Source organism: Rhizobium sp. SL86 (genome assembly GCF_026672545.1).
In the GTDB taxonomy this organism is placed as follows: domain Bacteria; phylum Pseudomonadota; class Alphaproteobacteria; order Rhizobiales; family Rhizobiaceae; genus Neorhizobium.
Genome location: NZ_JAPPRJ010000002.1, coordinates 577,753 through 595,955, shown reverse-complemented (window position 1 = coordinate 595,955; position 18,203 = coordinate 577,753). Strand labels below are relative to the sequence as shown.

At 62.4% G+C, this 18,203-nt stretch carries 15 protein-coding genes; 5 read left to right on the top strand and 10 right to left on the bottom strand.

Features of this window, described 5'->3' with window-relative positions; translation table 11 throughout:
- The first annotated feature begins 99 nt into the window (after positions 1 to 99).
- Entirely contained in the window at positions 100 to 855 is a 756-nt protein-coding gene (locus OU993_RS14995; RefSeq protein ID WP_268158672.1) for an SDR family oxidoreductase, read from the top strand.
- A gap of 49 nt (positions 856 to 904) precedes the next feature.
- Here the strand turns inward: OU993_RS14995 and OU993_RS14990 are convergent, their stop codons facing one another.
- Both OU993_RS14990 and recQ read right to left on the bottom strand, forming a co-directional pair.
- Positions 905 to 1,219: a hypothetical protein gene (locus OU993_RS14990; protein WP_268158671.1), complete on the bottom strand. Its 315-nt coding sequence runs from the start codon at positions 1,217 to 1,219 to the stop codon at positions 905 to 907.
- 18 nt (positions 1,220 to 1,237) lie between these two features.
- Positions 1,238 to 3,055: a DNA helicase RecQ gene (recQ, locus tag OU993_RS14985; protein ID WP_442792987.1), complete on the bottom strand. Its 1,818-nt coding sequence runs from the start codon at positions 3,053 to 3,055 to the stop codon at positions 1,238 to 1,240.
- Positions 3,056 to 3,328: 273 nt separating this feature from the next.
- Here recQ and OU993_RS14980 point away from each other — a divergent pair, with 273 nt between their 5' ends.
- The gene (locus OU993_RS14980; protein ID WP_268158668.1) at positions 3,329 to 4,192 is read left to right on the top strand and encodes a GNAT family N-acetyltransferase; all 864 of its coding nucleotides are present in this window, start codon (positions 3,329 to 3,331) and stop codon (positions 4,190 to 4,192) included.
- 61 nt (positions 4,193 to 4,253) lie between these two features.
- Here the strand turns inward: OU993_RS14980 and OU993_RS14975 are convergent, their stop codons facing one another.
- Positions 4,254 to 5,570: an NAD(P)/FAD-dependent oxidoreductase gene (locus OU993_RS14975; protein ID WP_268158666.1), complete on the bottom strand. Its 1,317-nt coding sequence runs from the start codon at positions 5,568 to 5,570 to the stop codon at positions 4,254 to 4,256.
- 209 nt (positions 5,571 to 5,779) lie between these two features.
- Here OU993_RS14975 and OU993_RS14970 point away from each other — a divergent pair, with 209 nt between their 5' ends.
- Positions 5,780 to 6,256: an Lrp/AsnC family transcriptional regulator gene (locus OU993_RS14970; RefSeq protein WP_268158664.1), complete on the top strand. Its 477-nt coding sequence runs from the start codon at positions 5,780 to 5,782 to the stop codon at positions 6,254 to 6,256.
- 33 nt (positions 6,257 to 6,289) lie between these two features.
- Here OU993_RS14970 and OU993_RS14965 read toward each other — a convergent pair whose 3' ends face one another.
- The 6 genes from OU993_RS14965 to OU993_RS14940 all read right to left on the bottom strand — a co-directional run bounded on the left by OU993_RS14965 (position 6,290) and on the right by OU993_RS14940 (position 14,180).
- Positions 6,290 to 7,948, bottom strand: coding sequence for an ABC transporter ATP-binding protein (locus OU993_RS14965; RefSeq protein ID WP_268158662.1), 1,659 nt, complete (start codon positions 7,946 to 7,948; stop codon positions 6,290 to 6,292).
- A complete protein-coding gene (locus OU993_RS14960) occupies positions 7,948 to 8,787 on the bottom strand; it encodes an ABC transporter permease (protein ID WP_268158660.1) in 840 nt (279 codons plus the stop codon). The genes OU993_RS14965 and OU993_RS14960 overlap by 1 nt, the downstream gene beginning before the upstream one ends.
- The gene (locus OU993_RS14955; protein WP_268158658.1) at positions 8,784 to 9,737 is read right to left on the bottom strand and encodes an ABC transporter permease; all 954 of its coding nucleotides are present in this window, start codon (positions 9,735 to 9,737) and stop codon (positions 8,784 to 8,786) included. Before OU993_RS14955 ends, OU993_RS14960 begins: the two co-directional genes overlap by 4 nt.
- Before the next feature lie 71 nt (positions 9,738 to 9,808).
- Entirely contained in the window at positions 9,809 to 11,422 is a 1,614-nt protein-coding gene (locus tag OU993_RS14950; protein WP_268158656.1) for an ABC transporter substrate-binding protein, read from the bottom strand.
- 474 nt (positions 11,423 to 11,896) lie between these two features.
- Positions 11,897 to 13,273: an aminotransferase class III-fold pyridoxal phosphate-dependent enzyme gene (locus OU993_RS14945; protein WP_268158654.1), complete on the bottom strand. Its 1,377-nt coding sequence runs from the start codon at positions 13,271 to 13,273 to the stop codon at positions 11,897 to 11,899.
- A gap of 49 nt (positions 13,274 to 13,322) precedes the next feature.
- A complete protein-coding gene (locus OU993_RS14940) occupies positions 13,323 to 14,180 on the bottom strand; it encodes a GNAT family N-acetyltransferase (RefSeq protein ID WP_268158652.1) in 858 nt (285 codons plus the stop codon).
- Positions 14,181 to 14,522: 342 nt separating this feature from the next.
- Here OU993_RS14940 and OU993_RS14935 point away from each other — a divergent pair, with 342 nt between their 5' ends.
- Positions 14,523 to 15,188, top strand: a complete 666-nt coding sequence (locus OU993_RS14935; RefSeq protein ID WP_268158650.1) for a haloacid dehalogenase type II — start codon at positions 14,523 to 14,525, stop codon at positions 15,186 to 15,188.
- Between the two features lie 41 nt (positions 15,189 to 15,229).
- Positions 15,230 to 16,507 (top strand): NAD(P)/FAD-dependent oxidoreductase, encoded by a 1,278-nt coding sequence (locus OU993_RS14930; protein WP_268158648.1) that lies wholly within the window; start codon positions 15,230 to 15,232, stop codon positions 16,505 to 16,507.
- A 214-nt stretch (positions 16,508 to 16,721) separates the two neighbouring features.
- On the opposite strand, the gene OU993_RS14925 is transcribed toward OU993_RS14930, so the two are convergent.
- Positions 16,722 to 18,197, bottom strand: a complete 1,476-nt coding sequence (locus OU993_RS14925; RefSeq protein ID WP_268158647.1) for an NAD-dependent succinate-semialdehyde dehydrogenase — start codon at positions 18,195 to 18,197, stop codon at positions 16,722 to 16,724.
- Positions 18,198 to 18,203: the final 6 nt, after the last annotated feature.

Below are 18,203 nucleotides of genomic sequence, written 5' to 3'. Positions count from 1 at the left end.
ATTGTGTCATCTCCAGGACGGATGCTTGACATCGGTCCGGATCCATATCCGTATCCGTGGTTGCACATGATGCGGCAGGACTGCCCACGGGAGGAAACCATGGCAAACACGCACTTCAACCTGGCCGGACGCCGGGCGCTCATCACTGGCTCGTCGCAGGGGATCGGTCTTTCGCTTGCCAAGGGACTGGCAGGGGCCGGTGCATCCGTGGTCCTGAATGGGCGCGACGAGGCGAAGCTGAAGGCCGCAGCTGCAGAGATCCCCGGCGCCGAAATCCTCGCCTTCGACGCGACCGAACACGATGCCGTGCGTGCCGCCATCGATGGCTTCGAGGCGTCCGGCAAGGCGATCGACATTCTCGTCAACAATGCCGGCATGCAGCATCGCGGCCCCTTGGAAGAGTTTCCCGCCGATGCCTTCGAGCGCCTGCTGCAGACCAATATCGCCAGCGTCTTCCATGTCGGCCAGGCGGTCGCGCGTCACATGATCCAGCGCGGGCGCGGCAAGATCATCAACATCGCGAGCGTTCAGACGGCGCTCGCCCGCCCCTCCATTGCGCCCTATACCGCGACCAAGGGCGCCGTCGGCAATCTGACGAAAGGCATGGCGACCGACTGGGCGAAACACGGCCTGAACTGCAATGCCATCGCTCCCGGCTATTTCGAGACGCCGTTGAATGCGGCGCTGATGGCCGATCCGGCGTTCAACGCGTGGCTGGAGAAACGCACACCCGCCGGTCGCTGGGGCAAGGTGGAAGAGCTGCAGGGCGCCTGCATCTTCCTTGCCTCCGACGCGGCAAGCTTCGTCAACGGGCATATCCTCTATGTCGACGGAGGCATCACCGCCTCCCTCTGACCTTTTCCGGACGCACCCGATCACGCCTGGCATGGCCGGGTGCGCACGCTTATGCGGAAAAGCGAAGTCTGCTTTCCGACAGAAGGCCACTTTCGTCTGGAATGGGATGGGCATCCGCGCTCAGGTGAGCGTTGGTGTTCGGATCGCGCAGCGGATCGAGGGGCAGTGAGTTCGTCTGCAGGTTTTCCAGCAGCCCCTGTTGAAGGCACCTGAGCTGCCCTTTCGCCGTTTCCTTCTCCATGCGGCGCATCTCGACCTGCACCTCCGTCATCTGGCGCGCCAGCCCGTAGTCGCGCGTCAAGACGATCGCCTTGGCGACCCGCAGATTGTCGGCCGCAAGCAGCAGAGATACGGCTGGTTTCATCCCCTGCCGTGGACCGGCTCACCGAGAGTGAGACAGGATAACCTCCAGGAACGCCTCGCCGAACCGCTCCAGCTTGGATGGGCCGATCCCCGGAATATCGAGCATCTCGTCTGTGTCGGACGGTCTCTCCGTGGCCAATGCCACGAGCGTCGTGTCCGCAAAGACGACATAGGGCGGCACGCCGAGATCCTTGGCAATCTCCGTGCGAACGGCCCGCAGCGCCTGGAAAAGTTCGAGATCGGCGCCCTCCAACCCTGCCTTCGCGTTGGCAGAACTGGGCGAGGTGCGACGCGAAGCTTTTCCCGTCGTCGGCCGGTCCTTGCGGAAACGCACCTCCCGCTCCCGCTTAAAAACCGCCCTCGCCTCCGGCTCGAGCTTCAGAGCACCGAACGCCGCGTGATCGACATAGACCAAACCTCCCGCCAGCATCTGGCGGTAGACGGACTGCCATGTCTTGGCGGGAAGCTCCTTGCCAGCCCCGAACACCGGCATGCTGACATGGCCGGCCCGCTCGGTCTTCTCGTTTTCATTGCCGAGCAGCACATCGATCAGATGGCCGGTGCCGAACCGCTCGCCGGTGCGATAGATCGCCGCCAGCGCCTTGATCGCCGCTTCGGTGCCATCCCAGGTCTCGACGGGTTTCAGGCAGGTATCGCAATTACCGCAAGCGCCGCCGTGCTGCTCGCCAAAATGTTTGAGGATCGCCTGACGCCTGCAGCCCGCAGTTTCACAGATCGCCAGGAGCGCGTTGAGTTTCGCCCGCTCGATCCGCTTGATCTCGGGCGTGGCGCCGCCCTCGTCGATCATCCGGCCGCGCTGGATGACATCGGCCATGCCATAGGCCATCCACACCTCGGATGGCAGGCCGTCGCGCCCGGCGCGGCCCGTCTCCTGGTAATAGGCTTCCACCGAGCCCGGCAGGTCGAGATGCGCGACATACCGCACATTGGGTTTGTCGATGCCCATGCCGAAGGCAACGGTCGCGACGAGGCAGAGTTCGTCTTCCTTCAGGAAGGCATCCTGATTCCGGTCGCGGATCTCCCTGTCCATGCCGGCATGATAGGCGAGCGCCCGGATACCTTGGCTGTTCAGCCACTCCGCCGTGTCCTCGACCTTCGCACGCGACAGGCAATAAACGATTCCGCTCGATCCCTTGTGGCGGCTGACAAACCGCAACAACTGCTGGCGCGGCTGGTCTCTCTCGACGATCTCGTAGCCGATATTGGGACGGTCGAACGAGGTGGTGAAGACCGCGGCCGATTGCAGCTTCAACTTATCGATGATGTCTTCGCGGGTGTGCGGATCGGCTGTCGCCGTCAGCGCCATGCGCGGCACGCCGGGATAGTCTTCGGCAAGTCGCCCGAGCTCGCGATATTCGGGTCGGAAATCATGGCCCCATTGGGACACACAATGCGCCTCGTCGATGGCAAACAATGCGACCTTGGCGCCACCGATCAGGTCGCGGAACGCCGGCGTGACGATCCGCTCCGGCGTCACGTAGAGCAGATCCAGCTCTGCCTGTTGCACTGCGCGGCGGACATCGAGAAACTCCTCGCGCGACAGCGACGAGTTGAGCGCGGCGGCTCGCACGCCAAGCTGCTTCAGCGCCTCCACCTGATCGCGCATCAAAGCGATCAGCGGCGACACCACGATGCCAATGCCGTCGCGGCAGAGTGCCGGGATCTGAAAACACAGCGACTTGCCGGCCCCTGTCGGAAACAGCACCACGGCATCGCCGCCACGCATCACTTGCTCGACAACCTCCTCCTGCCGGCCACGAAAGGCGGAATAACCATAAATCCGTTTCAGGACGGAGCGAGGGCTTTGGGCGCCCATATCAGCAAACAGGGCTTCGATGGGAGATGTCGTCTGCGGCATGGACTCGGCTCGATAGGATCAAAGACCCTCTATGACACGCTTCGCCCGGCTTTTGCGAGGCACGATGAATCTGCAGAGGCTCTTATCCCACACCTCAACCGTCGGTCGTCGGACACTCCCGACCAGGGTTGATTGGGCATTTCGGGGGAATGTGCCGAAATCCGTCGCATAGCAGCATGATATTCTATGCCGCAGCGCTAAAATCACATTCAAACAAGTCAGGATGCGACAGTGCAGGCCCATCTTACCAAAACACTCGACAGCTATGAGCTCACCCGGACGGACATGCTGCTGGAAGATGTTCCGCGGCTGCTTGAGCTGTCGATCGGAGTCAACTGGCCGCACCGGCCCAAGGACTGGGAACTCGCCATCTGTCTTGGGCACGGTTATGTCGCGCGCGACGAGATCGGCCGGGTGCTCGGTTCCGGCATGTGGTTTCCCATGGGCCCGAAACTCGCCTCCATCGGCATGGTCATCACTTCCCCGCGCCTGCAGGATCATGGCGCCGGCCGCTGGCTGATGCAGCATGTGCTGGCCGATACGGTCGGGCGTGGCAAGGTGCTGAACGCTACCAAGGCGGCCTACCGGCTCTATCTGTCGCTGGGCTTCACGCCGCGCGCCACCGTCTTCCAGCATCATGGCATCGCAACCCATGTGCCGGACACGCCGGATCTGGCGGAGCCGATGTCGCCGGACGATGCCGCAGCCATCGTGACACTCGACGCAGCCGCCTATGGCGCCAACCGGGCGCCGATCTTCGAACGCCTGTTTCCCCTGTCTGAAGGAACCGTCATCCGTCGGGATGGAAAGCTCGCCGGCTTTGCGCTTTGCCGCGAATTCGGCCGCGGCCGGGTGCTTGGCCCCGTGGTGGCCGAGACGGAGGAGGATGCGATCGCCCTCATCCGCCCCCACGTTCAGAAATACAAGGACAGCTTCCTGCGCATGGACACGCGCGCCGAAGATGGCCCGCTGCGCAGCTTCCTCGAAGCGACCGGCCTGAAGCTCTATGACACGGTCACAACCATGACGCTCGGCGACGTGCCGGAAAGCGACCGCTACACCACCTTCGGTCTCGTCAATCAGGCGCTCGGATAAACGATCCTGCGCCGCGACCTCGCGGCCCCGTCACGGCGCAAACAAGGGTAGAACCTCCGTCTCAGAAGTCTGCGACCTTGCCCCAGGAACTCTCCGCGAAACGCGAGGGGTGGTAGGGTTTTGCATCCAGTGCCGGCTCACTGCCCGTGACCAGGTCGGCAATCATCTCGCCGGCGCCCGTCCCGATGCCAAAGCCATGGCCGCTGAAACCTGCGGCCAGCACGAAACCGGGGATCTGCGTTTCGCCAATTGCCGGCACACCATCCGGCGTGCTGTCGATATATCCCGCCCAGGCGGCGGTCACCTGGCTTGTCGCCAGGGCCGGGATCAGCTCTCGGGCGCGGGACAATGTCTCGCGGATCTGCGATTGGTCCGGTTTGGGGTCGAGCACACGCATACGCTCCATCGGCGTTTCGCGGTCGAGCCGCCAGCGGCTGAGCGTCTCATGGCCGCTGCGCACGCCCTCCAGCCCGCCGATGGCGAGTGACTTGTGGCGTTTCAGGAACATCGGAATAAAGGTGCTGCCAAAACGCAGCATCTGCGCCGTCGGATCAACACGCGCCCGGCCGGAGATCGCCAGCGTGTGACCGCCAGGGCGGGCCGTCAGGGAGACGCGGGCGGTGTGCAACGCATCCGGCAACCCCTCAGCCTGCGAAACCGACAGGATGGAGGCGCGTACGGTCGCTTGCGGAAAACGAATGCCGAGCTGGCGGCAGAAGCTCGAGGCCCAGGCACCGCCTGCCATGACGGCGATCTTCGTCCGGATGAGACCGCGCTCCGTGACGACGCCGCTGACACGGCCGCCGGAAAGCTCCAGCCCGCGCACCGCGCAGTTCTGCACCACCCGGCCACCATGGGTTTCGATGGCCGCGGCAATCAGAGGGGCGGCGCTCGACGGATCGGCAATGCCGTCGGTGGGCGAGAACACGCCGCCTTTCCAGCGCTTTCCTGTGGCGGCACCATGTTGCGCCGCTTCTTCCGCGGTCAACATATGCGTCACGACGTTCTGCGTGCGGGCGAAATCGCGCCACCGGGCCCAGCCTTCCAGCTCCGCTTCGTCATTGGAGAGATAAAGCAAGCCGCTGCGGCGAAAGCCGAGGCCGGGGCCGATTTCCGCCGCAAGCGCATCCCAGAGCGCGAGGCTTCGGGTCGCCATGGGCAGTTCGCGGGCGTCGCGGTTCTGCTGGCGGCACCATCCCCAGTTCCGGCTCGACTGCTCGCCACCTGGACGCCCCTTTTCCACCAGAACGACCTTCACGCCCCGGCGAGCGAGATAATAGGCGGCGCAGGTCCCGACAATGCCGGCGCCGATTACCACCACGTCCGCCTCGATGGGCAGGTGACTGGCGGTGTCGATCGTCATGAGGGGTACGCGCATGGGAAGGCTCCTTTGATGCTGACCATAATTCCGGCCCGACGGCGATCGCTACCGCAGCCGGGATCCAGCGCAGAATTTTATGCCGAAATTTGCGTTGATTGAGCGTTTTGATCGGCCACTTCGGCAGCGCAGCTGTTCAAATTCATAAGCTTTGTGCGATTGCTTATCCGGCATTTCATGCTACGTTTTGGAAGACGACGAGGGGCATCATGAAGCTAGACCGTATCGACATCCGCATCCTGCACGAGTTGCAGAAAAATGGCCGCATCACCAATGTCGAGCTGGCGGAACTCGTGCATCTATCCCCCAGCCCCTGCCTGATGCGCGTCAAGAAACTGCAGCAGGCCGGTTACATCACCGGATATGCGGCGCAGATCGATCTGGCAAAGCTCGGCCCGACGCTGACGGTGTTTACCGAAATCACGCTGAAAAACCATCGCAAGATGGATTTCGACCGTTTTCAACAGGCGGCTGAAAAGGTGGAAGAGATCATCGAGTGCCATCTGATTTCCGGCGGCTACGATTACCTTCTGAAATTCGTCACCGGCAATATCAGCGATTACCAGACGATCATGGAACGCATGATCGACCTGGACATCGGCATCGACAAATATTTCAGTTTCGTCGTGATGAAATCAGCCTTCGTCAAATCGCACCTGCCGCTGAAAAGCATTTTCCCGATGTAAGGCACCGGCGCCCCGATCTGGCGCCGGGTTTCTTCAACGATCCGGATTGCCGGGATGTGCGGGCAGACTGTCCAGCCAGCCCGTATCGAGCTTCGGAACAGACGAAAAGAGCAGTTTGGAATAGGGATGGCGCGCGCCATCCGGCAGTTGATCATTGGTGAGCAGCTCGACCGTCTCGCCATGCTGAACCACCATCACCTCGTCACAGATCGACTGGACCGTCGCAAGGTCATGGCTGATGAAGACGTAGGAGAGGCCAAGCTCCTGCTGGAGATCCTTCAACAGATCGATGATCGCAGCCGCCACCACAGTATCGAGCGCCGAGGTGATCTCGTCGCACAGAATGATGTCAGGCTTGGCCGCCAGAGCCCGGGCAAAATTGACGCGCTGCTTCTGACCGCCGGATAGCTCGTTCGGCATGCGGTGGCGAAGTGCGCGCGGCAGGCGCACCATATCAAGCAGTTCGTTGACGCGGGCCTCCTGCTCGGCGCCCTTCTGGCCGTGATAGAAGGCGAGCGGCCGGCCGAGGATATCGGCAACCGACCGTGCCGGGTTAAGCGCGGTATCCGCCAGCTGGAAGACGATCTGCATACGCCGCAGCTCTTCCTTGCTCCGTCCGCTGACCCTTGGATCGAGTTCGCGTCCGTTGAGCTGTACGTGTCCGCGCACTGCCGGCAGGAGACCGCCGATCACCCTGGCAAGCGTCGACTTGCCTGATCCGCTCTCACCGATGACACCAAGATTGCGGCCGCGTTCCAGCTTGCAGCTGACGTTGCGCAGCACGGTCTTGAGCGGCAGACCATCCGCCTGAAGCGGGCCGTAACCGGCATAGATACCCGTGACTTCAAGGACCGGCCGCCTGATCGACACCTCGGTTTCGACAAGTTGTGGCGGCACGAAGGGCGCAGGCTGAAAGGCGGCGAGCAGTTCCTGCGTATACGGATGCTGGGCGCTATCGAGGATCCGCTGCGTGCTGCCCTCCTCCTGGATTTCACCACCCTTCAGCACGATGATCCGGTCGGCGATCTGCGCGACGACGGCAAGGTCATGCGAGACATAGACGCCGGCCATTTTCCGCTTGCGCATGACGGACTTAAAGGCGCGCAGCACTTCGATCTGGGTGGTCACGTCGAGCGCAGTCGTCGGCTCGTCGAAAATCACGAGCTGCGGATCGCCGATCAGCGCCATGGCGGCGGCAAGGCGTTGCAGCTGACCGCCGGAGACCTGGTGCGGGTAACGATCACCGATATGTTCGGGATCGGGCAACGCCAGCGCGCGGAACAGCTCGATCGCCTTCAGCCGCGCCTCATTCTTCGACATCAGCTTGTGAATGCCGACCACCTCGACGACTTGATCGATCAGACGGTAGGACGGATTGAAGGCGGCGGCGGCACTCTGGGGCACGTAGGCCACATCCGTTCCGCGCAATTTCTGGCGGTCGCGTTCGCTCATGGCAACCAGATCCTCGCCACCGAGCAGTACCTTGCCCTTGGCGATGGAGCAGCCGGACCGCGTGTAGCCCATCAGCGTCAGGGCGATCGTCGTCTTGCCGGAGCCGCTTTCGCCGATGAGGGCAACAATCTCGCCTTCTTGAATGGTGAAGCTGACCCCCTTGATGATCTCGACCTTGCGACCGGAATCCGTCCGGGCCTCGACATACAGGTCCTGAATTTCGGCGAGTGGTTTCGTCATCAGGCACGGTCCCGGATTTTGACTGGCAGGTTGTCGATCAGCAAATTGACGCTGATGGTGAGGCTGGCGATGGCGACGCAGGGCGCAATGACGGCGGGAGCGGCAAAGGCAAGACCACCAATGTTTTCCTTCACCAGCGAACCCCAATCGGCATTCGGCGGCTGCACCCCAAGCCCCAGGAACGACAGGCCGGACAGGAGCAGAACGATAAACACAAAGCGCAGGCCGAAATCCGCCAGAACCGGGCCGGTGATGTTCGGCAGGATCTCCTGAGAGATCAGATAGATCGTCTTCTCCCCACGGGCACGCGCCACGGAGATGAAGTCGAGCGTGTTGCAGTTGACGGCAAGTGCCCGCGCAAAGCGATAGGAGCCGGGCGTGTAGATGACCGCCAGGAGCACGATCAACACCGGGATCGAGGACCCGATCGCCGCGACCATCACGAGGCCGAACAGCTTGGAAGGGATCGAGTTCAGTGCGTCAAGGACGCGGCTCAGCACCATGTCGAACCAGCCGCCGATGACCGCAGCCGTCATGCCGAGGACGACGCCCGAAAAACAGGCGATGCAGACCGCGGCAAAGGAGATGCCGACCGTATAGCGGGTGCCGAGCAGGATGCGGGAGAAGATGTCGCGTCCGAGATAGTCGGAGCCGAGCCAGAGCTCGGAAGAGATCGGCCCGAAGAAATCGAAATCAACGATATCGCCCGGGGCGTGCGGCGCAAAGGAAGGCCCCACGAAGGCAACCAGGATCCAGAACAGAACGATGAGGCCCGAGAGGATGCCGACGGCATTCATCCGCAGGCCAAAGCGAGGCGAAAGAAGAGGCGTCTGGTTCATCGGCGCAGCCTTGGGTTGGAGAGAATGGCAATCACGTCGGCAATGGTGATCAGCAGCAGGAAACCGAAGCAGAAGATCATGGCGCAGCTCTGAATGAGCGGCAGATCGCGCGTCGACACGGCGTCGACCATCAGCTTGGCGATGCCCGGATAGTTGAAGATCGTTTCCACGATGATCACCCCACCGAGAAGGTAGGACAAGGACAGCGCAACGGCATTGGCAATCGGCCCGATGGCATTGGGAAGTGCGTGATGCAAAACGATGCGGGTGCGGCTCGCGCCCTTCAGCAGGGCCATCTCGACATAAGGCATCTTGAGCGCTTCGATGACGGCCGCACGCGTCATACGGATCATCTGGGCGGAGATGACACAGGAGAGCGTGATCACCGGCATGGCAAACACCTTGAGCAATTGCCCAAAGCTGTTGACGTCATTGGCCAGCGACAGCGCCGGCAGCCAACGAAGCCAGACGGCAAAGACGAGGACCGCCAGGGTCGCAATCAGGAATTCGGGCACCGAGATGATCGAGACGATCAACGTCGTGACGATGCGGTCGTAGAGCGAGCCGCGGAACATGGCGGTCGTGATGCCGAGAAACAGAGCCAGGGGCACGGCAATCGCCGTCGTCACGGCGGCAAGCCGCAGTGTATTGGCAAGGCGCCCGCCGATCATGTCGGCCACCGGCATGTTGTTGGCATAGGACATGCCGAAATCGCCCTGGATCAGGCCGAAGAGCCACTGCACGTAGCGGACAATCGCGGGTGAATCGAGGTTCATGGCCTCGCGAAGGCCCGCAACGGCTTCCGGCGTGGCAGCCTGGCCAAGAAGGATTTCCACCACGTCGCCCGGCAGCAACAAGGTTGCACCGAAGACCACGAAGGAAACGATGAGCAGCGTGAGCAAAGTCACGCCGAGCCGGCCAAGAACCAGCAGTGTAATTTGACCCGGCATTCAGCAGGCCCCTGCAGACAGTGGGAGAGACAACCGGAGGCTTTCGCCTCCGGTTCGATGCTGGCAGTTCGTCAGGCGTCGATCCAGACGTATTCTGCCATGGCATAACCCATCTGTCCCCCGAGAGGATTGGGCTCCAGCCCCTTCAGCTTCGACTGCTTGGCGTCGACGTTCGACAGGTAGACCGGAATGACGGTGCCGGCTTCGTTGGCGATCATGCCCTGCATCTCGCCATAAATCGTCTTGCGCTTTGCCTCGTCGAGCTGACCGCGGGCTTCCAGCAGCATCGCGTCGAACTTCGCCGACTTGTACTGGCTTTCGTTCCACGGCGCATTCGACGTGTAGAGGAGCGAGAACAGGATGTCCGGCGTCGGGCGCGGGTTGATGTTGCCGAAGTGGACCGGGGACTTCAGCCAGTAGTTCGACCAGTAACCGTCCGACGGAACGCGCTGGATATCGAAGGCCATGCCGATCTTGCTGCCGGCCTGCTGCAGCACGGTCGCCATTTCGACGGAGGCGGTTGCGGCATCCGAAGCGACAACCGGGATCTTCTGGCCCAGCAGACCCGCCTTTTCGAAGTGGTACTTCGCCTTGTCCGGATCGAAGGCGCGCGGCTTCAGTTCGTTGTTGTGATAGGCGTTCATCGGCGGAATGGGCTGATCGTTGGCGATTTCCGCCAGGCCGCGCATGACGGACTTCTGGATCAGCGCACGGTCGAACAGGTACTTCACGCCTTCGATCAGATCGAACTTGCTGCCCGGCTCCATGTCCATGCGGAAGTTGAGGTTGGTGTAGTTGCCGGAGGTCGACTTCACCAGATCCACACCGGTTGCGGTTTCGAGCAGGCGCATGGACTGCGGTTTGACCGAGGCACCGAGGTGGATATCGCCGGAGATAACGGCGTTGACGCGCGCCATCTCGTCGGAAATCGCGAAATACTCGAAGCTGTCGACATGCGCGCCGCCCGGCTTGAAGTAATTCTCGTTGCGCTTCATCAGCGAACGCACGCCCGGCTCGAAGCTTTCCAGCTTGAAGGCGCCGGTGCCGATGCCCTTGCTGAAATCGGTCGTTCCGTCCTGCACGATCATGAAGTGGTGCATGGCAAGGATGGTCGGAAGGTCGGCGTTCGGGGCTGCCAGGGTGATCTGCACCGTCAGCGGGTCGACGGCCTTGATCTCTTCCATCTGCTTGGCGATGGCATTGACCTTGGAGCCGGTTTCCTTGTCGAGATGGCGCTTCAACGAGAAGACCACGTCGGAGGAGGTCAGCGACTTGCCGTCATGGAAGGTGACGCCGGACTTCAGCTTCACCGTCCAGACCTTAGCATCCGAGCTGTCGATGCTGTCGGCAAGTTCCATGTTAAGCTTGCCGCCGTCGCTGAGGAAGGTGAGGCGGTTATAGAGCGAGCAGCAGCGCACGTAATCGGTCGACAGCGATGCCTTTGCCGGGTCGAGCGTGTCGGAGGTGGAGGAGGACCAGCCGGCCGCCTTGAAGTGACCGCCCTTCTTCGGCGTCGCCGCGAGTGCGGAGCTTGCATTGTCGAAAAGAAGACCGCCGGCAGCAATGCCGACGCCGCCGGCCAGGAACATGCGAAGCATGTCGCGGCGCGTTGCGCCACGGCGGATGGCATCTTCCACCATCGCGCTATCGGTTGCGGTCCAGTTTGTAATGTCTTGTCTGCTCATGTCGGTTCCCCTTGTTATCTGATTGACTGTCGTTCGAACCTGCCGCTTCGCCCGGCAGTTCGTGCCGGACGAGGCAGGCCGCCATGTCTCAGGTCGGCCGCATCCGTCAAAGGCGATGCACATTTCCAGGATCTGTCGGCAAACTGCCTGTGCCGGAGGATTTTCGACCCGTTTCCAGCACCCCGGATCCTGTTGTTGCACCCCTTTCATTGCTCGCAGTGTGCGTGTCTTTGCCCCCGCAAATGCTCCGAATTTCGGGTGCCTACAGCATAAAATGCCGTTTTCGGCATCCTTTACACGTCATCGCTTTCATTGCCCCTGATCTGCCATTTTAAGGCGGTCCAGGCGCAACCCGTCGTTTTGCCCGGCCGGACGGCAGAAAACGTTGCTGTTGATAGGCTCAGAGCACCATCGTCAGTCAGTTCCGCGGCAGCATAAAATTCTGGCGCATCTGGCCACGCGAGGGCGCAGCCATCAGGCCATCGCTGCGCGGACATCCGGGTCCGCCAGCGTCTGGTCCAGCGTCAGGCGGGTGCGTTCGATGATCTGGGCAATTTCGTCCTGCGTGCAGCAGAGCGGCGGCGCATAACCGAGCACGCCCTGGGCAAAGGCGCGGATGACCAGGCCGTTTTCCCAGGCGCGATCGAAGATGCGCGTCGAGGCCTTGGCGGCAGCCGGAAGCGGCGTCTTCTTGGCCTTGTCGGTCACGAGTTCCACCGCAGCCAGCATGCCGCGGCCGCGCACCTCACCCACCAGCGGATGATCGGCGAGCGCGGCCAAGCCCTGCTGCAACAGCGCGCCCATCTTGCGCCCGTTGTCGAAGAGTTCGTTCTCGTAGAGATCCAGCACCGCCAGGCCAACTGCTGCACTGACCGGATGGGCGGAATAGGTGAAGCCATGACCGATGGCGGCCGCACCCGCGGCATCTGCCATCACCTGGTACATGTGGTCCGACAGGAAGACTGCGCCCATCGGAACATAACCGGAGGTGAGCCCCTTGGCGGTGGTCATCATGTCCGGCACGATGTCCTCATCAATGCAGGCAAAGATCGGGCCGGTGCGGCCGAAACCTGTGATCACCTCATCGGCGATAAAGCGGATGTCCATGGCCTTGCAGGCATCACGCATCGCCTTCACCCAGCCTTGCGGTGGCACGATGACACCGCCAGATCCCTGGATCGGCTCCAGATAGAAGGCGGCGACACGATCTGCGCCACCGGCTTCCTCCACCTTCGCCTTCAAGGCCGCAAGCGAGGCGGCAATGATGGCCTGCGGATCACTTCCGGCGGGGTTGCGGTAGCTGTAATGCGACGGGATCTTGTGCTGCCAGACATAAGGAACGCCAAAACCCGCATGAAAGGCGGGCAGTGCCGTCAGGCCGGAGCCGACCGTCGTGGAGCCGTGATAACCCTGCTCCACCGAAATGAACTGGTCCTTCTGCGGCTGACCCTTGGCATGCCAGTAATAACGGACGAAACGAACCGTGGTATCCACGGCATCCGATCCGCCGAGCGTGAAATAGACGTGGCTCAGATCCCCCGGCGCATGGTCTGCAAGGCGCGAGGCAAGCCGAATGGCCGGTTCCGATCCAAGACCGAAATAGCCTGTGGCATAGGGCAGTTCGCGCAGTTGCTTTGTCGCCGCCTCGATCACACTGTCCTGTCCGTAGCCGGCATTGACGCACCACAGACCGGCAAAACCATCGAGCAATTGACGCCCGGCGGCATCCGTAACCGTGGCGCCTTTGGCCGAGGTGAGCACCCGCACGCCGGCCGCCTCATGGCCACGCCAGCTGGCAACGGGGTGGATGAGATGAGCGCGATCGAGTTCGACCAGAGAGTTCGCAAACATGGAAAATCCTTTCCGCGCGGTCTGGTACACCAGCCGCCAAATTGTCGGTTCAGCCGAGCGCCTGAGCGGCGAGAGCAAATGTGTAAGGGGGGCCGTTGTCCGGCACGGGCGGACCAAGCCGCATGGCAATGCCGCCACCGGCATGGGCAAGGCCATGCTCGCTCAGCCACGGGGCAAGACCCGTCGATGCCTCCGTATCGACGCGCACGAACTTTCCCGCGCGTTCAGCCAGGATATGGCCGAGCAACCGGTGCGCCTGACCGGCATCGGCGGCCACGACCGGACCCACCACCTCGCCACGCCCGAACGGACGTACGGCGGCAAAGGCGACGATGCAGCCCGCCGCGCGGATTGCGAAGATGGCGCCAACCTGCAGCAGTTCGCAGACAAGGCTGGTGCGGTCCATGCCGGTCGCCCGTTCATCGAGTGCGGCGAGGATCGCAAGATCCTCGCTGGTCGCCATGCCGAGGCCATCGGCGCCGGGCCTGGCCAACTGTTCGGCATCGGCGGGAGCCTGCACCACACCCTGATGTTGCAGGATCTTGCCGGTTTGGCGAAAACCGAGCTTCTCGTAGAGCGGCAGGCCATCCTGCGTTGCGACCAGACGCCATTCCTTCGGCTCGATCAGGCGCATGACACGCTCCATCATCTTGCGGCCAAGGCCGCGACCGCGCATGCGCTCGGCAACGATGATCATGTTGAGCGTCGCAACCGATCCAAAAGGGGTGGTCATGGCCGTGGCCACGACCTCATCGTTGTCTATGGCCACGACACCTTTCGACAGGTTCAGGATCAGGGTCCAGTCCTCGATCCTGTGGGGCCACTTTTCCGCCTGAGACAGGCGCAGGGCGCCCGGGAGGTGCTCCGCCACCATCGGCTGAATGGTCAGGGTATCATCGCTCAGCATGTCAACCTGTACTTCGTTCGTCGTCGTCTGCGAAAGACTAGGCCGTCCCCGAACGAACTTACGCCCCTTGCGTTCGTCGCCGACGATATCTTCGGCTGTTCGCCCGGGTGTCCGAAGCAGGATCTGCCGTTAAGTCGGGATCAGGCCATGCCGCTCGACAGCCGGCACGGCGGGGCCGCGCAATAAGGTGCCGTGCGAGCGGCCTGATACGGACGAATGTGCTTTTCAGCACCATGAAAGCGGCCGGGGCTTTTTCTGCGAGGGGCTAGGATCAATGAGAGCGGCTTTACCGGCCCAACCTTTCACTGTCCGCCATCAGGCGCATCCAGCTCGGGGATAAAGATGACCTTCCGTCCGAAATACGTGACCTTCGACTGCTACGGCACTCTAATCAATTTCGACATGGCCGGTGCCGCGCGCCGCATCTATGGCGCGATGCTCGACGAGGCCAAGATGGCGGTCTTCATCCGCGATTTCTCCGCCTATCGTATGGATGAGGTGCTTGGCGCCTGGAAGCCCTATGCCGATGTGGTCCACAACGCGCTGAAGCGCACCTGCAAACGCAATGGCGTCACCTTCCATGAGGAAGACGCGCTGCGCATCTACAACGAGGTGCCGACCTGGGGGCCGCATCCGGACGTTCCGGAAGGTCTTGCGAAGGTGGCGAAGGAAATTCCGCTCGTCATTCTCTCCAACGCCATGAACAGCCAGATCATGTCGAATGTCGAAAAGCTCGGCGCACCGTTCTACAAGGTCATCACGGCCGAGGAGACGGGCTCCTACAAACCGCAGATGAACGGGTTCGAATACATGTTCGACGTTCTGGGCTGCGGTCCGGAGGACGTGACGCACGTATCGTCCTCGTTCCGCTACGACCTGATGACCGCCTATGATCTCGGCATCAAGTCGAAGGTCTGGGTGAACCGCCGCCATGAGCCGGCCAACCCCTTCTACGAATACACCGAGATCAAGGACATTTCCGGCCTGCCGGGCGTCTTCGGGCTCTGACATCTGTTGCCGCGATCCGGCCAAGTTCTGGGAACCAAGCCATGAAATTCCAATCCTACTGGCAGGATACGGCACCCGCCTTCACCGGCGGCGCCACCGCGGCGCCTTCGGGCCACTACGACGTGGCGGTGATCGGCGCCGGGTTCACCGGGCTCGGCGCGGCGCGGCGGCTTGCCATGGAAGGCCGGCGGGTGATCGTGCTGGAGGCGCAGACCGTCGGTTTCGGCGCCTCCGGTCGCAATGGCGGTCACCTCAACAATGGGGTGGCCCACAGCTTTACCGGCGCGATCGCCACCTATGGGGTGGAGACGGCCAAAGCAATGTACAAGACCTTCGACGACGGTATCGAGACCCTCGAGCGGATCATCGCCGAAGAGGGGATCGCCTGCGACTTCCGCCGGGCGGGCAAGCTGAAGCTCGCCTCGAAGCCGCAGCATTACGAGGGCCTTGCCCGCAACATGGAGGCCATTCACCGGACGGTTGATCCCGATACGGCGATGCTTACGAAGGCGGAACTCGCGAGCGAAATCGGCTCCGACATCTTTCACGGCGCGATGCTGCAGAAAAAGAGCGCCATGATGCATATGGGCCGTTTCGTCGTCGGACTGGCGGAAGCCGCGGTCCGGCGCGGTGCCGAAATCCATGAAAAAACACCGGTCACGGCACGCCGTCAGACCGCATCCGGCCACGAACTCGACACGCCGAAGGGCGTCGTCAGTGCCACCAAGGTTCTGCTTGCGACAGGCGCCTATACGCCAAAAACCTTCGGCTTCTTCCGCCGCCGCATCGTGCCGGTCGGCAGTTTCCTGCTCGCCACGCGTCCTTTGACACCCGTCGAAACCCAGTCCGTGATGCCGGGCAACCGCACCTGCGTCACCTCGCTGAACGTCGGCAATTATTTCCGGCTGGCACCCGACAACCGCCTGATCTTCGGCGGACGGGCCCGCTTTTCCGCCACATCGAACCAGACTTCGGACGAAAAAAGCGGCCGTATCCTGAAAGAGGCCCTGCGCGGCATCTTCCCGCAACTGGACGATATCGCCGTGGATTATTGCTGGGGCGGCATGGTCGACATGACCAAGGACCGTTTTCCCCGGGCAGGTGAGGCGGACGGCGTCTTCTTCGCCATGGGTTATTCCGGCCACGGTGCCCAGGTCGCCACACATATGGGAGAGATCGTCGCGGACCTGATCCTCGGCCGCGCCAATCGCAACCCCTGGGCTTCGCTCCCCTGGCCCGCAATCCCCGGACATCTCGGCCAGCCCTGGTTCCTGCCGCTGGTCGGCGCCTATTACAAGTTCAAGGACCGGATCGGGTGAGTTTTCTGCCCGAGGACAAGGGCAGCTCGCCGGCCGGGTGCGGGAATACACCGGCAACACTGTGAGCAAAGAAACATAGACTTCAAAGCCTTCCAAGACATCAAAGGGCCTGCTGCAGGTTAGCCGCAGCAGGCCCTCGACGTTTGAAATTGACGGACAATATTCAAATGAGTGCAGAGGCGGGCTTTGCGCCCGCCCGTCCAGCCCATACGAATTACAGCCCGCCCATGTGGAAGGCTTTGGTTTCGAGATATTCCTCGATGCCGGCGCGGGCGCCCTCACGGCCGAGGCCGGATTGCTTCATGCCGCCGAAGGGAGAGACGGCCATGGAGATGGCACCGGTATTGAGGCCGACCATGCCGGCTTCCAGCGCTTCGCCCACCCGCCAGGCACGGGCCATGTCACGCGTGTAGAAATAGGCGGCCAGCCCGAAGGGTGTGTCGTTGGCAATAGCGACAGCTTCTTCCTCCGTCTCGAACCGGAAAAGCGGCGCGACGGGACCGAAGGTCTCTTCTTCCGAAAGCTGCATGTCGAGCGTGCAGCCGGTCAGCACCACCGGGGCGGCATACTGGCTGCCGTCGGGGGTCTCGGCTTTTGCGGCCACTGCGGCACCCTTGGCAACGGCATCCGCCACATGGCGCTCGATCTTGTCCACCGCCGCGCGATTGATCATCGGTCCGATGACGACACCGGGTTCAATGCCGGAACCGACCTTCATGGTGGCCACCCGTTCCGAAAGCCTTGCGGCAAAGGCATCATAGATGCCCGATTGAACCAGGATACGGTTGGAGCAGACGCAGGTCTGCCCGCCATTGCGGAATTTCGAGGCGATCGCGCCCTCGACCGCGGCCTCCAGGTCGGCGTCGTCGAAAACGAGGAAAGGCGCATTGCCGCCGAGTTCGAGGCTGAGACGCTTCACCGTCGGCGCACACTGGGCCATCAGCAGCGAGCCGACCCGGGTGGAACCGGTGAAGGACAGCTTGCGCACCGTCGGGTTCGAGGTGAGTTCCGCACCGATCTCCGTCGGCAGGCCGGTGACGATGTTGATGACGCCGGCGGGAATGCCGGCGCGCTCTGCAAGCACTGCCAGCGCCAGCGCGGAGAAGGGCGTGAAATCCGACGGCTTGATGACCACCGTGCAGCCGGCCGCAAGTGCCGGCGCCACCTTGCGGGTGATCATGGCATTCGGGAAATTCCACGGCGTGATGATCGCCGAAACGCCGACCGGCTCCTTCAACGCCAGGATCCGGCGGTCCGGCGTCGGGGCGGGAATGATGCCACCCTCGATGCGTCTTGCCTCCTCGGAGAACCATTTGACGAAGGAGGCGCCATAGGCGATTTCGCCGCGCGCTTCGGTCAGCGGTTTTCCCTGCTCCAGGGTGAGGATCAGGGCCAGGTCCTCGGCATGGGCTTCCATCAGGTCGAACCACCGCTCCAGCCTGGCGGCCCGGTCACCATGCGGCACCTTGCGCCAGCTGCGGAAGGCAAGTTCTGCGGCCTCGATGGCGCGGCGCGTATCCTCTGCCGACATATCCGGCACGGTGCCAATCACCTTCCCGGTAGCCGGGTCGGTGATGTCGATGGTCTTGCCCGTCGAGGCATCGCACCAGGTTCCGCCAATCACGCTCTGCTGGCGGAAGAGGTCCGTATCCTTGAGGCCCGGCAGCAGGTCAGAAATAGCGATCGTCATGGTCTT

What these genes read in the sequence shown, in the direction of transcription:
- recQ (WP_442792987.1), bottom strand. Translation starts at nt 3,055, where the DNA reads ATGGGCGCCCAAAGCCCTCGCTCCGTCCTGAAACGGATTTATGGTTAT.
- OU993_RS14940 (WP_268158652.1), bottom strand. Translation starts at nt 14,180, where the DNA reads ATGCTGAGCGATGATACCCTGACCATTCAGCCGATGGTGGCGGAGCAC.
- OU993_RS14960 (WP_268158660.1), bottom strand. Translation starts at nt 8,787, where the DNA reads ATGAACCAGACGCCTCTTCTTTCGCCTCGCTTTGGCCTGCGGATGAAT.
- OU993_RS14995 (WP_268158672.1), top strand. Translation starts at nt 100, where the DNA reads ATGGCAAACACGCACTTCAACCTGGCCGGACGCCGGGCGCTCATCACT.
- OU993_RS14965 (WP_268158662.1), bottom strand. Translation starts at nt 7,948, where the DNA reads ATGACGAAACCACTCGCCGAAATTCAGGACCTGTATGTCGAGGCCCGG.
- OU993_RS14955 (WP_268158658.1), bottom strand. Translation starts at nt 9,737, where the DNA reads ATGCCGGGTCAAATTACACTGCTGGTTCTTGGCCGGCTCGGCGTGACT.
- OU993_RS14945 (WP_268158654.1), bottom strand. Translation starts at nt 13,273, where the DNA reads ATGTTTGCGAACTCTCTGGTCGAACTCGATCGCGCTCATCTCATCCAC.
- OU993_RS14935 (WP_268158650.1), top strand. Translation starts at nt 14,523, where the DNA reads ATGACCTTCCGTCCGAAATACGTGACCTTCGACTGCTACGGCACTCTA.
- OU993_RS14990 (WP_268158671.1), bottom strand. Translation starts at nt 1,219, where the DNA reads ATGAAACCAGCCGTATCTCTGCTGCTTGCGGCCGACAATCTGCGGGTC.
- OU993_RS14975 (WP_268158666.1), bottom strand. Translation starts at nt 5,570, where the DNA reads ATGCGCGTACCCCTCATGACGATCGACACCGCCAGTCACCTGCCCATC.
- OU993_RS14930 (WP_268158648.1), top strand. Translation starts at nt 15,230, where the DNA reads ATGAAATTCCAATCCTACTGGCAGGATACGGCACCCGCCTTCACCGGC.
- OU993_RS14925 (WP_268158647.1), bottom strand. Translation starts at nt 18,197, where the DNA reads ATGACGATCGCTATTTCTGACCTGCTGCCGGGCCTCAAGGATACGGAC.
- OU993_RS14970 (WP_268158664.1), top strand. Translation starts at nt 5,780, where the DNA reads ATGAAGCTAGACCGTATCGACATCCGCATCCTGCACGAGTTGCAGAAA.
- OU993_RS14950 (WP_268158656.1), bottom strand. Translation starts at nt 11,422, where the DNA reads ATGAGCAGACAAGACATTACAAACTGGACCGCAACCGATAGCGCGATG.